Consider the following 14,203-nt stretch of genomic DNA (forward strand, 5'->3'; position numbering starts at 1 on the left):
CCTTATCCCCTTTTTATTAATGATTTTAAAAAATGATCTTCAAATGTTTCCGCTTGTAACGGATGACTGTAATAAAACCCCTGGATCCAATGACAACCGTGCTCTGCAAGGAAAGCGGCCTGATCTGCTCGTTCAACCCCTTCTGCGATCACGTTGAGCTGCAGGCTGTCAGCAAGGGTGATGATGGTTTTTGTAATCGCCGCATTGTTCCGATTTGTTGTGACGTCGTTAATAAAGGATTTGTCGATTTTTAAAGTATCGACAGGGAAATCTTTTAAATAGCCAAGGGAAGAATACCCCGTACCAAAATCGTCAATGGAAATTTGGATACCGAGTTCTTTCAATCGGCCGATTGTTTTTAATGTGTGATCCGTATTATGGATGATTAAATTCTCCGTTAGTTCAAGTTCAAGGTGCTTAGCGGGGAGGCCGGTTTCTTCTAATATGTCAGCCACCGTAAGCACAAGGTTCTGTTGATTGAATTGTTGAGGAGATAAATTAGCGGATACGATCAAGTCCGTATATCCTGAGGACACCCATTTATTCATTTGCTGACACGCTTTCCGTATGACCCATTCTCCAAGGTTTGTAATGAGACCGGTTTCCTCTGCGAGAGGAATGAAATGGCCGGGAGGGAGGGTGCCAAGCTGTGGGTGATTCCACCGGATCAGCGATTCCATACCAATGAGCTTTTCTGTACGTACATCGAATTTAGGCTGGTAATACAGTTCAAATTCATCATGTCTTTGTAATGCCTTGAAAAGATCATTCTCAAGCTGGATTTGTTCGAACGTGCGACTCTCAATTTCTGGTGAAAACAGCTGATATTGATTGCCAGACAGGTCTTTCGCTTTGTACATAGCGACATCCGCATGTTTAATCAACGTCTCGACGGTATCACCGTTTTCCGGGAAAAGACTGATGCCGATACTTGTTTTGATGGAAATCTCCTGATCCCCGATTACAAAAGAATCATTGAAGGCTTCAAGGATTCTTTTCGCACATTTCACGGCTCCTTCTTCCCGGTCAATCGTCGGCAGGAGGATGATGAACTCGTCCCCGCCTTGTCTCGAGACGGTCGCTCCGTTTGGCACAGCCTTTTGCAGGCGCTCTGCCACATTCAGCAAGACCTTGTCTCCAAAACTATGTCCAAAAGTATCATTGATTTTCTTAAATCGATCAAGGTCGAGGAAAAGAATAGCTAAAGGTTTATCCGTCAGTTCTGCATATTGAAGGGCCTGGTTCAGTCTGTCTTGGAACAGCACCCGGTTTGGCACGTTTGTAACACTGTCATAATAAGCATGGTATTTTATTTTTTCTTCCATTTGCTTCCTCGAAGTTACATCTTTGAAAGTGACAACATACCCGATGGTGAGATTGTTTTCTAGTTTAGGAGTGATGACATACTCCACGGGGAAGTTCTCCCCGGACTTTTTATAAAAGAAATGATCCTTGTCCGTATGGTCACCTTTTTGCTCGTAATGTTCCAAAAACGTTTGTTGATCATCAAAGATTTGAGAATAAGGAGCACCTATGATCTCCTTTTCATTCTCATAACCTAATAATTGTGTTGCTGAAGGGTTAGCGAAGGTGATTTGGCCATCCAAGTCGATTCCGAAAATTCCTTCTCCTGCTGAATTCAAAATCAGGTCCTTATCACGGCTGATCTGCGTCAGTTCAGAAATGGCTTCTTCAAGCTCGTCATTTTTCTGAATCAGTTCTGAGGTACGGTCTTGAATGATCATTTCCTGCTTCTCCATATACAACAGGTTGAAAAGGACAGGGGCCGTTGTATCCACGATTGATTCAGCCAATTGGCAGGCAGAGTCAGTGTAGATATGTCCGGGTTCTTTAAGGTTCACGACCGCAATCGCACCAAGCACTTCACCGAGGGAGACGAGAGGGATCATATATAAGCCTTTCATCCCGAACCTTTCGCATATTTCCTTATTCGTCCGAGGGTCCTCAAAAACGTCCGGGATCAGAATGGATGTCTTTGTATGGGTGACTTCCTGGAATATCGGATCCTCTCTATGGTTGAACTGAGCTTTCTGATGGGTTTCTTTCCAGTCTTCTTCTGTCCACTCACTTTCTTTACTAAGACTCGCAGGCTTCAGCTTGTGTTCTGCAATGGGGTCTATGAAATGGGCGCCGATATTCGGATTGTCCAGGACTTCTCCAAGATAATAGAAGCATTTGTCCAGCGCTTCTTGTAAAGAGGAACATAAGGAAAGGTCACGTGTGACATTGAGCAACAGTTGTTTTTCGCTGATCAATTTCTCTTTACGTGTCAGGTTGTTTGCATTTCTGATCGCTACAGCGGCCATGTTGACGTAAGCTTTCACGGATTCGATTTCCGATTCTGTCAAATTCATCGGTGTCCCGTAATCAAATAAAAACACGAGGCCGTAGAGTTCATCTTCATATGAAATCGGGGCGACGAGCAGAGAATTGATTTTAAACGCCTGTATGGCCCGTTGATCGGGACGGTCATCTTTGGATGTATCCGGTATGTAAATGGTTTTTCTTGTTTCGATGACCTCTTTAGCGAGGAGGTCATACTCCGGGTCCACGATGTGCATATCAAGGGTCATTCCATTGATCAAGGCCGGTTTTCCGACATAGCCTTGATAGGTACCATCCTCACGAGGCAGGTAAATGCCGACAGAATCGCACCGCATGATTTCTTCAGATATGGCTGTGACCACGTGTTCTAATACATCGCGTAAATCATGCTCGGTATTGATGAGCTGTGTGATTTGAGCGAGACGAGAATATCTAGTTTGTTCTTCAGCCATTGAAAAACCTCCATAGTTGTCATATTTTGATAAAGTTCGACTATTATAACGAACTTCCTGCATTTGAAGCGTAACTTTTACAAAAAAACAAAGAAACAGGCACAAAAGGGGACTTTTGCGCCTGTTTTCTTACAATAAATTCAAAATAGCGCCGGCACCGACACCAATCAATACGATCGCCCAGGCTGGGACTTTGAAGAAGTGTAAAAGAGCGAAAAGAATGGCAGCTAGTGCAAAGTCTGCTCCCTCCATAATCGAACTTTTCAGCACAGGGTCATAAAAAGCTGCAAGAAGAATGCCAACAACACTTGCGTTCACTCCTGTAAGGACGCCCTGGAAGGCTGGACGCTTTCTCAATTCATTCAAAAATGGCAGAGCCGCCATCAAAAACAAGAAGGATGGCAGGAAGATGCCTGCAGTTGCTACAAGGGCGCCTCCAATGCCTTCAATCATCGTCCCAAGGTAACTAGAGAAGGTGAACAATGGCCCTGGAACCGCCTGCGCCATTCCATAACCAGCAAGAAATTCATTCGCCGTCAGCCATCCGGTCGGCACCACTTCACGTTCAAGCATCGGCAAGACGACATGGCCGCCGCCAAATACGAGGGAACCGACACGGAAGAACGTATCGAAGAGTTGAATCAGCATGCTTTCGGTGTTTCTTGCAAGCATCGGTAAAAAGGCAAGCAGGGCGACAAGTACGCCAAGAGAGGCGACACCGACCTTTTTTGAAAACGTCACAGGGAATGGCTGGATCTTGGATTCCACCATACTTGAAAACATTCTCCATCCGAATAATCCAGCAGCGAGAATGATCAAAAGCTGCATCCAGGCGGATGGATATAGGAGTAAGATAAGGGCGGATACTAACGCTATGGCAATCCGCGGGCGGTCAGGGGTCAGTTTTTTCCCCAGCCCGATCAAGGCGTGCAGAACGACAGCAGCTGCGACGACCTTCAAGCTGTGAATGAAGTTCGCATCCGCGAGATCGAACGATTGGTATAACAGAGCGAAAAGGACAAGAACAATGATGGATGGCACGGTAAAGCCAATCCATGAGATGATACCGCCGAGCAGTCCTCCGCGCAGCATACCGATGGCAATTCCAACCTGACTGCTTGCAGGTCCGGGCAGGAATTGACAAAGGGCGATGATGTCCGCATACGTTTTGTCATCGAGCCATTTTTTTCTGTCGATATACTCATCTTTGAAGTAAGCCAGGTGCGCAACCGGACCACCGAATGATGTTAATCCAAGCTTTGTTGATGCTTTGAAGATTTCCAAGAGAGAACCTTTTGGTTTACTCATTATCGATATTCCTCCAATCTTTTCCTAAAATTTCTTCCGCCAGTTCACGGACTTGTTCTCTTCCTTCAGCAAGCACTTGCCTGCCTTTATCCGTAATGACGTAATATTTTCTGATCTTTCCTTCCACTTTTTCTTCGTATTTCTCAAGCAATTCGTCTTTGTGGAGCTGTTTCAGTGTAGGATAAAGGGTCCCTGGACTGATGTCATAGCCGTGGGAAGCCAGCTCTTCCATGAGGAACGCTCCATAGATTGGTTCAATGCTTGCGTGATAGAGAATGTGGATTTTAATCGATCCTAAGAAAAAGTCTCTCAGCACGGAAAGCACCTCCTGTATCGAAATCCGATATCAATATACGATATTGTAGAAAGAAAAACAATAAAAAACGCGCAAACTTTACGAAGTTTGCGCGAATCTTTACGTTCTATTTACTTAACGTGTCTACCATTTGATCGATACTCATTTCATGGGCGATGACACCGTCAATCGTCCAGTGACTCGGGTCGTTCATCTCGTACACCTGGCCGTTTTGAACAGCAGGAGTGTTCTGCCATACGGAGCTGTTTTCAAGGATTTCGAATCCTGGCTCGCCTTCGTTACCAATTAAGAATATGTGATCAGCATCCAATTCCCCAAGTTTTTCAAGGGCAACAGGGTTCCATTGCTCACCTTCTTCCGGAAGACTTTGCAGGAATTCCGGTTTAGCGATTCTCATCTCATTGTAGAAAATGTCTGCGCCATAACGGTTTTCATCAAACACATAGAACTGCTCGCCCATCGTCCAGACGAACGCGATAGATTCATCGCCGATGTTTTCTTTGATTGTCGCAGATGCTTCTTCTACTTTTTGGTCAAAATCAGACAGCACTTGTTCCGCTTTGTCTTGTTTGTTCAGGATTTTGCCCATTGTTGTCAGCTGTTTCCGCCAATCGGCACCTGTTTCTTCATCAAAGACATACGTGTTGGCAATGCTGGAATAGTCTTCGTAACTTCCGTTCTGCAATGCTGAAGGGGCACTGAAGATAATGAGATTAGGGTTTTGTTCAATGGCTTGTTCAATTGGCAGATCCCAGCCAATTTTCGGTACGCCTTCAAGCTGTGGCTGCAAATAATTCAGGACCGTCTCACCAATGGACCACTGAGCAACAGGCTTTTCACCTAAAGCCACGAGTGAATCTTCTAGATAAGGAGCAAGAATGCGTTCAGGCTTTTCTTTTAGTGTAATCTCACCCATCGCATGTGTAAGTGTACGTTCGCTTGTTTCCTCGCTGTTTTCTTCGCTCGTGGCTTCATCAGACTCGCCATTTGCGGATGATGTATCTTCACCGTCACTGCTGCACCCTGTCGCTAATAGGACGAGAAGCAGTAAACCGGTTATGTAAAGGGTTACTTTTTTCGACATTTGTTTGTTCCTCCTAAGAAATATGTGATAAGATAATGATAATCATTATCATTGAATGTGTCAATTCATTATAGTAGATACATAGGTAGAGAGGGTCGCTGGCAGTGGAAGAACGAACGAGAGAAGCAAACAAAGAGTTGAATGAAGTAACGAGAAAAGTATGGCGTGCGGCCGTTCTTTTTACAGGTGGTATGATCGTATTAGCTGTCGCGATGGCCTTATCGATTTCTGTCGGGGTAACTGAAATCTCCATCCGTACGGTTTGGAATTCGCTTGTCGCTTTTTCCCCAGAGTCTACGAACCATGCCGTCATTCGTGAGCTGCGCATGCCACGGGCTTTAGCGGGTGCCCTTGTCGGTGCGTTTTTAGCTGTGTCCGGTGCGGTCATGCAGGGGCTGACGAGAAACCCTCTTGCTTCCCCGTCCATTATGGGGGTTACGCATGGGGCGGCGTTTGCCTTAATTTTGACGATCGTCTTTTTCCCTGCCGTCAGTAACATCGGAATGACAGCGGCTGCTTTTATTGGGGCAGGACTCGGGGTGATCCTCGTTTTTGCGGTAGGATCCTTTTCTAAAGGTGGTCTCACACCGGCAAAGTTAGCTCTTGCTGGTGTCGCCATTGGCGGCATGCTGAGTTCACTGTCCTCGGCCATTTCTTTACACTTTCAGGTGGCCAAACAAATGAGCTTCTGGTATGCCGGTGGACTAGCTGCAACGGACTGGATTTCTGTGCAGATCTTGCTCGTTGCAGGAGCGATTGGATTGACCCTCGCTGTTTTGATTTCTAAATCCGTCACGATTCTGAGTCTCGGTGATGAGGTTTCCAAAGGCCTTGGTCAAAACACATTCCTTGTTAAAGCCCTCGGCGTCATCGTTGTTTTCGTTTTAACCGGAGCGGCTGTTTCTGTAGCGGGAACGGTCGGGTTTATCGGCCTTGTTATCCCTCACGTGTCGCGTTTTTTCGTAGGGCCCGATTACCGGCTGATCATCCCCGTCTCTGCGGTGCTCGGCAGTTTGCTGCTTGTGCTTTCAGATATCGGAGCAAGGCTCGTCAACGCTCCTTACGAAACACCAGTCGGAGCTATTACGGCATGTATCGGGGTCCCATTTTTCCTTTACCTTGCTCGTGGTGAAGGGAGGGGATCCTTATGAAAAAGACACGTTTTTCTTTCGTGATGGCTGTGCTGTTTCTTTTCCTAAGCTTCATGGTTCTCATCAGTTTGAATATGGGTGTCGTTAAAATTGCCCCTCTGGACGTTTTAAAAACATTCATCGGACAAGGGACCGACCGCCAGGAACTGGTGCTTTTTAATTTTAGACTTCCATCCATGGTCCTTGCTTTATTTGTCGGCGCAGGCCTTGCCGTGTCTGGAGCGATCCTCCAGGGAGTCACGCAAAACGACCTTGCCGACCCGGGCATTCTCGGAATTAATACGGGTGCAGGATTTGCTGTCATTTTATATATTTTCTTTTTCCAACAGTCGATGGCGATGGTGACCGGTTTCGGCATTTACATTTTGCCATTGTTTGCCCTCATCGGTGCGTTCATTGCGGCTTTCCTTGTATATGCGCTGGCTTGGAAAAAAGGAGTTAATCCCATCCGCCTCATCCTTGTCGGAATTGGTGTGAACGCAGGTTTCAGCGCCATACTTATCATTTTTCAAGTGAAAATGAACCCACAGGATTTCAATCAGGCGCTCGTCTGGTTAGCAGGGGATTTGTGGATGGGCAATTGGAATCTTGTGTTTGTCATTGTGCCGCCCATCCTCTTGATGATCGGTTGGACAATCTATAAGTCTCGAACGCTGAACGTCATGAATTTAGGAGATTCTATGTCAATGGGACTCGGCATTCAAGTGGAAAAAGCGCGTCGGACGTTTTTACTGCTTGCTGTCGGTCTTGCCGGTTTATCTGTAGCCGCAGGCGGCGGGATCGCCTTCCTTGGGCTTGTTGCCCCGCATATCGCCCGCAGAATCGTCGGACCCGGGCATCAACGGATGATTCCTGCTGCTGCATTGATCGGGGCCATATTTTTAGTCGTGGCTGATACGATTGGAAAAAATATCATCGCCCCTGCAGAAATTCCTGTGGGGATCGTCGTGTCGATTGTCAGCACCCCTTATTTTGTCTATTTGCTTATGAAAACCCAATAGAAAAAGGAGTTCACGTCCATGGAAGAGTTGTACGATGTAACAGTAATTGGTGGAGGAACGACAGGTTTATATGCTGCTTTTTATAGTGGAATGAGAGATTTAAAGACAAAAGTGATTGAGTACCAGCCACAGGTCGGGGGCAAGGTTTCCTTTTTCTATCCGGAGAAGAAAATCTATGACGTCGGTGGATTTCCAGGCATTACAGGCGAAGATCTTGTCACTAACGTCAAGGAACAGGCGGAAATGATCGATCCTGCTTTTGTGACGGGTGTGAAAGTGACATCTTTTGATAAAAAGGAAGATGGGACTCTGGTCCTGGAAACAGATGACGGACAAATGCATCATACGAAGACCGTGATTGTAGCTTCTGGTCTTGGCACGTTTGAAATGCAGCCGCTTGAAGTAAAAGGCAGCGAGCATTATGACGGCAAGCAAATTCACTACACTATACAAAACCTTGAACAGTATCACGGGCAGAAGGTTGCGGTCGTTTCGCAAAACCGTGTCGGCATTGACTGGTCGCTCGCTCTCGAAGGGGTTGCTGACGAGGTTCACCTTCTTAATCGCGGTGATGAATTCAAAGCGGTTTATGAACAGGATGTCGAAAAGGTCGAAGCCTCTTCTGTTCATATCCATAAAAATAAGAAGATTGAAGAGCTGCGAGGGGATGAAACTCTGAAAGAAGCGGTTCTTCAAGACGGATCCGTGCTTGAGGTCGATCATATCCTCGTCTATGAAGGCTTGCAAATCGATAAGAGCTTATATGACGAATGGGGGTTGGATACGGACAAAGGAAGAATCCCTGTTTCGACAGATATGTGTGCGAGCATGGAAGGAGTTTTTGTTGCTGGTGACGCCGCTGTATATCCAGCGAAAACGATGCTTATTGCTTCTGGGTTCAATGAAGCGATGGCAGCGGTGAACAGTGCCGCCAAGCATCTGGATCCGAAAGCGAAATCACAAGTGTACAGCACCGTCATTTATAAGCATCAATAAGAAAAACGCCGAACGCAGCTGATGCTGTCGTTCGGCGTTTTTTCTATTGAAAGGGCTCGGCTGGATGGTCAGATGCCAATAAAAAGGGGAAAGCCGCTCATAAGTTTCCAAGAGGATATTGATAAAAGCGCTCAATCCACTGATAAATGCTCAAAAGTAACCGATAAAAGCATTCATCCCACCGATAAATGACTAAAACCCACTGATAAAAGCATCCAACCCACTGATAAACCAAACCACCAATCTAACCTTACATCACATTAAAGTAACGCGCTTCTGGATGAGCGAAAACCATCGCTGTAACCGATGCTTCCGGCTCCATCATGCATTCTTCCGTCAGCTCAATACCGATCTCCTCCGGCCGAATGAGCTCGAACAACTTCTTCTGATCCTCAAGCTCAGGGCAGGCCGGATAACCGAAAGAGTAGCGCTGACCTTGATACTTGGCGGAAAAGCGTTCCTGCATCGTGAAGTCCGTCGGGTCAGGAAATCCCCATTTGTCGCGGATCTTCTGGTGCACCTGTTCAGCGAGACCTTCCGCCGTCTCAAGAGCAAGTGCCTGCAGCGCATGGCTTTCTAAGTAGTTTCCCTGCTCTTTCAATTCCACTGCTCGTTTCCGGATACCTTTTCCGGCTGTCACTGCAAAGAACCCGACATAATCCATTTCGCTACTCTCGACAGATCGCAAGTAGTCCGCCAGGCAGAGGAACGGTTCTTTATTTTGGCGAGGGAAGGTGAACCGCTCAATGATCGTCTGGTGATCGTTCGGGTCATAAATGAGCACCTGATCACCGTTGGACTGAGCTGGGAAAAAGCGGTACATAGCAGAGGGCTGGATCCAATTTTCCACTTTCGCACGTGTGAGTAACCCATCTACGACACTTTTCAAATGAACCGCTTTTTCGTTTCCTTCTGCAAGCAGTTTGTCGAATCTTCCTTTCAAACCAAGATGGTGTCCAATCAACATCTGCATATTGATGTATGGTTCAATATGGGCGACCGGGTGATTCCGGATGATGTGCTTATCGAAATCATGCGGTTTGAATACAGGCACCGTTGTGGACACCGTAGATTTCGGCTTCACAGCCACAGCCGTCCCGCCGCGGTCCCTGGGGGCGGCGCTCGCCGCACGGGTAAGGGCAGCTGCTTTCTTTTCTTCCTGTTCTTGTAAAAATTGACCCCGCTGCTCATCATTGCTGAGCTGATTGGAGATCGAAAGACCATCCATCGCATCTTTCGCATACAGAACAGGGCCTTCATATTCGGGCGAAATTTTCGTGTGCGTAAACTTCCGTGACAAAGCAGCCCCTCCGACGAGAATCGGCAGGGAAATGTTCTGCTGTTTCAAGTCCTGGGCGGTCAGTACCATCTGCTGAGCGGATTTGACGAGCAGTCCGGATAGTCCAACAATCGTCGGCTGTTCCTTTTTGATCTGCTCGATCAGTTCCGCAGGGGTCACTTTGATGCCCAAGTCGACGACTTCAAAGCCGTTGTTGCTTAAAATGATCTCTACGAGGTTTTTACCAATGTCATGGACATCGCCTTTGACAGTGGCAAGCAGGACTTTTCCTTTTTTATTCGAAGAATCATCTGCTTCCATATGAGGTTCCAGGTAAGCGACAGATGTCTTCATGACCTCCGCGCTCTGCAGAACTTCTGCTACGATCAGCTGGTTGTCATTGAAGAGCCGGCCGACCTCCGCCATGCCGTCCATCAAGGGTCCGTTAATGATGGCGAGTGGCGTATCGTATTCGGACAGTGCCTGTTCCAGGTCAGGCAGCAAGCCTTCTTTTGTACCTTCTACAACGTAATGAGCGAGGCGCTCGGCAAGAGTCATCGTCGAAGTCGGCACTTTGGTTTCCTTTTTCTTTCCTCTGTAAAAAGCTGTGAAAGAAGCGAGCGTTTTATCATCCGTTTTGAAAAGCAGCTCATCCGCCAAATTGATTTCTTCCTGATTGATGGAGGCATAACGCTCAAGCTTTTCGGTGTTGACGATGGCGTAGTCCAGTCCTGCTTTCGTACAGTGGTACAAATAAACGGCGTTCAATACTTCGCGGCCGACAGGAGGGAGACCGAATGAGACGTTACTGACACCAAGGACCGTCTGGCAGAGCGGCAGATGTTCTTTAATGAGCCGTATTCCATCAATGGTCGCTTCTGCTGAACCGATATATTGCTCATCACCAGTGCCGACAGGGAAGACAAGCGGGTCGAAAATGATATCCTGTGGATTGATGTTGTAATCTTCAACGAGAATATCGTGTGATCGCTTGGCGATTTCAAGCTTTCTTTCCGCCGTTACGGCCATTCCTTTTTCATCGATCGTTCCCACCACGAGAGCTGCTCCGTATTGTTTCACAAGGGGAAGCACTTCTTTAAAACGCTCTTCTCCGTCTTCCAAATTGATGGAGTTGATGATGACTTTTCCTTGAGAGTAGGTGAGCGCTTTTTCAATGACATCCACGTCGGTCGAGTCGATGACGAGTGGCACTTTGACTTTGTTGACGACCTGCTTCATGAAAGTTTCCATGTCCTCGATCTCATCCCGGTCCGGATCGGCGAGGCAGATGTCGATGACCTGCGCGCCTTTCTTCACTTGGGCACGGGCAATTTCGGACGCCTCTTCAAATTTTCCTTCAGCAATCAGACGCTTGAATTTCCGTGAACCGATGACATTCGTACGCTCACCCACAAGGATCGGACGATCGCCGGGGTCATCGTAAATTAATGGTTCGATGCCTGAAACGGCGTGGGCATGGTCGGAAGGTGCTACCCGAGGCTTGAAACCTTTTACCGCTTCTGCAATGGCACGGATGTGATCCGGTGTTGTCCCACAGCAGCCACCGACCACATTCAGCCAGCCTTTTTCAGCAAAACCAGCGACTTTGGCAGCCAGTGATTCTGGTGTTTCGTGATAATTACCTTCTTCATCTGGAAGGCCTGCGTTCGGATAACAGCTGACGGCGGACGTGGCGAGATCTGATAATGAACGAAGGTGATCGCGCATGAACTCAGGCCCTGTCGCACAATTGAGTCCGACAACGATTGGTTTCATATGTTCAAGCGAAAGATAAAAGGCTTCGATGCTTTGACCGGCAAGTGTCGTCCCCATCGGTTCGATCGTACCGGAAACAATTAGGGGCAGATCTTTTCCTAACGATTCTTTAGCTTTTGTTATGCCGAGAAAAGCGGATTTGACATTGAGCATATCCTGGGACGTCTCTAATAAAAGGAGGTCGACCCCGCCCTTGATGAGTCCGCGGGCTTGTTCTTCATAAGCCTTGGCCAATGCTTCAAATGTTGTCCCACCGGTCACAGAAAGAGTTTTTGTTGTCGGCCCCATGGCCCCAGCTACAAAGCGGGGGCGGTCCGGTGTATGGAAGCGGGCAGCGGCTTTTTTCGCGATTTTAGCGGCTTCGATATTGATTTCTTCAGCCAGATGACCAAGGTTATATTCGTCCAGGACGAGGTCGGTCGCCCCGAAGGTGTTCGTTTCAATAATGTCCGCACCTGCTTCAAGATAGCGGGAATGGATCTGGTCTAAGAGGTCGGGGTAGGTCAGATTTAAATATTCGTTACAGCCGTCGTATTCTTCTCCGCCGAAATCATCGGGGGAGAGGTCGGCTTCCTGCAGCATCGTTCCCATGGCGCCATCGAGAATGAGAATGCGTTGTTTGAGTTGTTCGTTAAACGATGTGGATGCCATTGGCCATCTTCCTTTCTCGTTCTGCCGTTTGCTGTTTAATATAGTTCGTCAATTCAACAGTCATTTCGTATCGTAAAAAGGGGGTGATCAAGTAGATGCCATTGAATAGGTCGAGGGCTGTATCAATGAGAGATTTCGAGATGCTGATCCCCTCAGCCTGTGCTTGTTCTTTGTCTGAACCGGCAAGCTCCATTTTTTCAAGTACCTCAGGAGCAAGCGTGATCCCAGGCACTTCGTTGTGTAGAAATTCAGCGTTCCGCGCGCTTGTCAGGGGCATGATTCCGATATAAATAGGCGCGTCGATATGTTTCGTTGCTTCATAAACTTCAATGATCTGCTTTTCATTGAATACAGGCTGACTGATAAAGTAGTCGGCTCCGTATTTGATTTTCTTCTCCAGGCGTCCCACCGCACGGTTCAAGTTGCGTACATTCGGGTTGAATGCAGCGGCTACTGAGAAGGAGGTGCTTTCCCCTAGATTCTTTCCGGAAAATGAAATTCCCTTGTTCATTTGCTTGATGTAATGGATTAAATCAAAAGAGTTCAAGTCATACACCGATGTGGCACCAGGGAAATCCCCGATTTTCGTCGGATCGCCTGTCACGGCAAGCAGCTGACGGATACCGAGGGCGTGAAGCCCCATTAGGTGGGATTGCAACCCTAGTAAGTTACGGTCACGGCAAGCGATGTGAACGAGGGGGTCGACACCGTATTGTTGTTTGATGATCGAGGCCATCGCCGTGTTGCTGATTCTCGGGGAAGCGAGGGAATTATCTGCAAGGGTGACCGAATCCACACCTGCTTCGTGCAAGGCTTTGGCACCTTCTAAAAAGCGCTCCGTCTTCAGCTTTTTCGGCGGATCAAGTTCAACGATAATGGAACGTCCCTTTTTAGCTTTCTCGTGTAGATGGGGGCGATCATCTTTCGTCTCGGAAACACGCACTTCGGCTTTTTCTTTGATTGGGACGACTTTGTCTTGAATCGGGGACCTGCCTTTCACTCTAGCGGCAATTGCCTCGATGTGCTCAGGGGTGGTGCCGCAGCAGCCTCCAATTAGGCGTGCCCCTTGTTCATAGAGCGACTGGGCACTTTTCTGGAAATATGCCGGATCTGTCGGGTAGACGAGTCTCCCATCCTGGTAGGCTGGTAAACTCGCATTTGGATAGGCTGACAACACCGCTTTTTCCGGAAGCGGTACTTCCTCTAAGGATTGTATTGTGTGATAAGGTCCCAGCCGGCAATTGACACCGACAACATCAGCGCCTAACCCTTCCAGCTGTTTCAACGCGTCAGGGAGAGGGGTGCCATCTTGCAATACACCTGCTTCATGCATCGATACTTGAGCGATGATCGGGAGCTCTGTTTCTTTTCTGGCAATCTTCAAAACGGTCGTCAACTCTTCTAAATCATAAAACGTTTCAAGCAGTAGACCGTCGACTTGTTCAAAAAGAAGACAGTACAACTGCTCCCTGAAACTTCGCTTGATCTCTTCTGTTGAGATTGCTTGTTTGCGGGCTCCGCGGACGCCTCCGATTGTTCCGACGACATATTGATTCTCTCCCGCCGCTTGTTTGGCAAGCTTTACGGCAGCTGTATTGATTTCTTTCACCTGGTCCTGAAGGCCGTAGCGTTCCAGTTTTATATAATTCGCGCCATAGGTGTTCGTTTGAATGACATCGGCACCGGCGTTCACGTAAGCGCGGTGGACGTTCAATACCTCTTCGGAGTGGGAGAGGTTCAGTTCTTCAAAACATCGATCGATGCCATAGGAGTAGAGGAGGGTTCCCATAGCTCCGTCCCCGATCAGTGTCCGGTTTTGTAAAGCTTCGCGTAAATCCATTGT

Annotated in this window: 9 protein-coding genes; 3 read left to right on the top strand and 6 right to left on the bottom strand. The window is 47.6% G+C overall.

Annotation, left to right across the window (positions count from 1 at the left end; genetic code table 11):
- Window positions 1–2: 2 nt before the first annotated feature.
- The 4 genes from DYE48_RS16025 to DYE48_RS16040 form a co-directional block, all read right to left on the bottom strand.
- On the bottom strand, window positions 3–2,798 hold the full coding sequence (locus DYE48_RS16025; protein ID WP_115824518.1) for an EAL domain-containing protein: 2,796 nt from the start codon (window positions 2,796–2,798) through the stop codon (window positions 3–5).
- A gap of 129 nt (window positions 2,799–2,927) precedes the next feature.
- Window positions 2,928–4,106 carry a chromate efflux transporter gene (chrA, locus tag DYE48_RS16030; protein ID WP_115824519.1) on the bottom strand — a complete coding sequence of 393 codons (1,179 nt, stop codon included), beginning with the start codon at window positions 4,104–4,106 and terminating at the stop codon, window positions 2,928–2,930.
- Window positions 4,099–4,422, bottom strand: a complete 324-nt coding sequence (locus DYE48_RS16035; protein WP_244157193.1) for a PadR family transcriptional regulator — start codon at window positions 4,420–4,422, stop codon at window positions 4,099–4,101. The genes chrA and DYE48_RS16035 overlap by 8 nt, the downstream gene beginning before the upstream one ends.
- Window positions 4,423–4,528: 106 nt before the next feature.
- Complete coding sequence (locus DYE48_RS16040; protein WP_115824521.1) at window positions 4,529–5,506, bottom strand: ABC transporter substrate-binding protein; 978 nt, start codon at window positions 5,504–5,506, stop codon at window positions 4,529–4,531.
- Window positions 5,507–5,697: 191 nt separating this feature from the next.
- On the opposite strand from DYE48_RS16040, the gene DYE48_RS16045 reads away from it, so the two are divergent.
- The 3 genes from DYE48_RS16045 to DYE48_RS16055 are packed head-to-tail and all read left to right on the top strand — an operon-like array spanning window position 5,698 to window position 8,654.
- On the top strand, window positions 5,698–6,657 hold the full coding sequence (locus DYE48_RS16045) for a FecCD family ABC transporter permease (protein WP_115824560.1): 960 nt from the start codon (window positions 5,698–5,700) through the stop codon (window positions 6,655–6,657).
- Window positions 6,648–7,658, top strand: coding sequence for a FecCD family ABC transporter permease (locus DYE48_RS16050; RefSeq protein WP_425269309.1), 1,011 nt, complete (start codon window positions 6,648–6,650; stop codon window positions 7,656–7,658). The genes DYE48_RS16045 and DYE48_RS16050 overlap by 10 nt, the downstream gene beginning before the upstream one ends.
- An 18-nt stretch (window positions 7,659–7,676) precedes the next feature.
- Window positions 7,677–8,654, top strand: coding sequence for an NAD(P)/FAD-dependent oxidoreductase (locus DYE48_RS16055; RefSeq protein WP_115824523.1), 978 nt, complete (start codon window positions 7,677–7,679; stop codon window positions 8,652–8,654).
- Window positions 8,655–8,904: 250 nt separating this feature from the next.
- On the opposite strand, the gene metH is transcribed toward DYE48_RS16055, so the two are convergent.
- Together metH and DYE48_RS16065 are read right to left on the bottom strand one after the other, a co-directional pair.
- A complete protein-coding gene (gene metH / locus DYE48_RS16060) occupies window positions 8,905–12,360 on the bottom strand; it encodes a methionine synthase (protein ID WP_115824524.1) in 3,456 nt (1,151 codons plus the stop codon).
- Window positions 12,341–14,200 (bottom strand): bifunctional homocysteine S-methyltransferase/methylenetetrahydrofolate reductase, encoded by a 1,860-nt coding sequence (locus tag DYE48_RS16065; RefSeq protein WP_115824525.1) that lies wholly within the window; start codon window positions 14,198–14,200, stop codon window positions 12,341–12,343. The genes metH and DYE48_RS16065 overlap by 20 nt, the downstream gene beginning before the upstream one ends.
- Between the last annotated feature and the right edge of the window lie 3 nt (window positions 14,201–14,203).

This window comes from Halobacillus trueperi, assembly GCF_003386945.1.
Classification (GTDB): domain Bacteria; phylum Bacillota; class Bacilli; order Bacillales; family Halobacillaceae; genus Halobacillus; species Halobacillus aidingensis.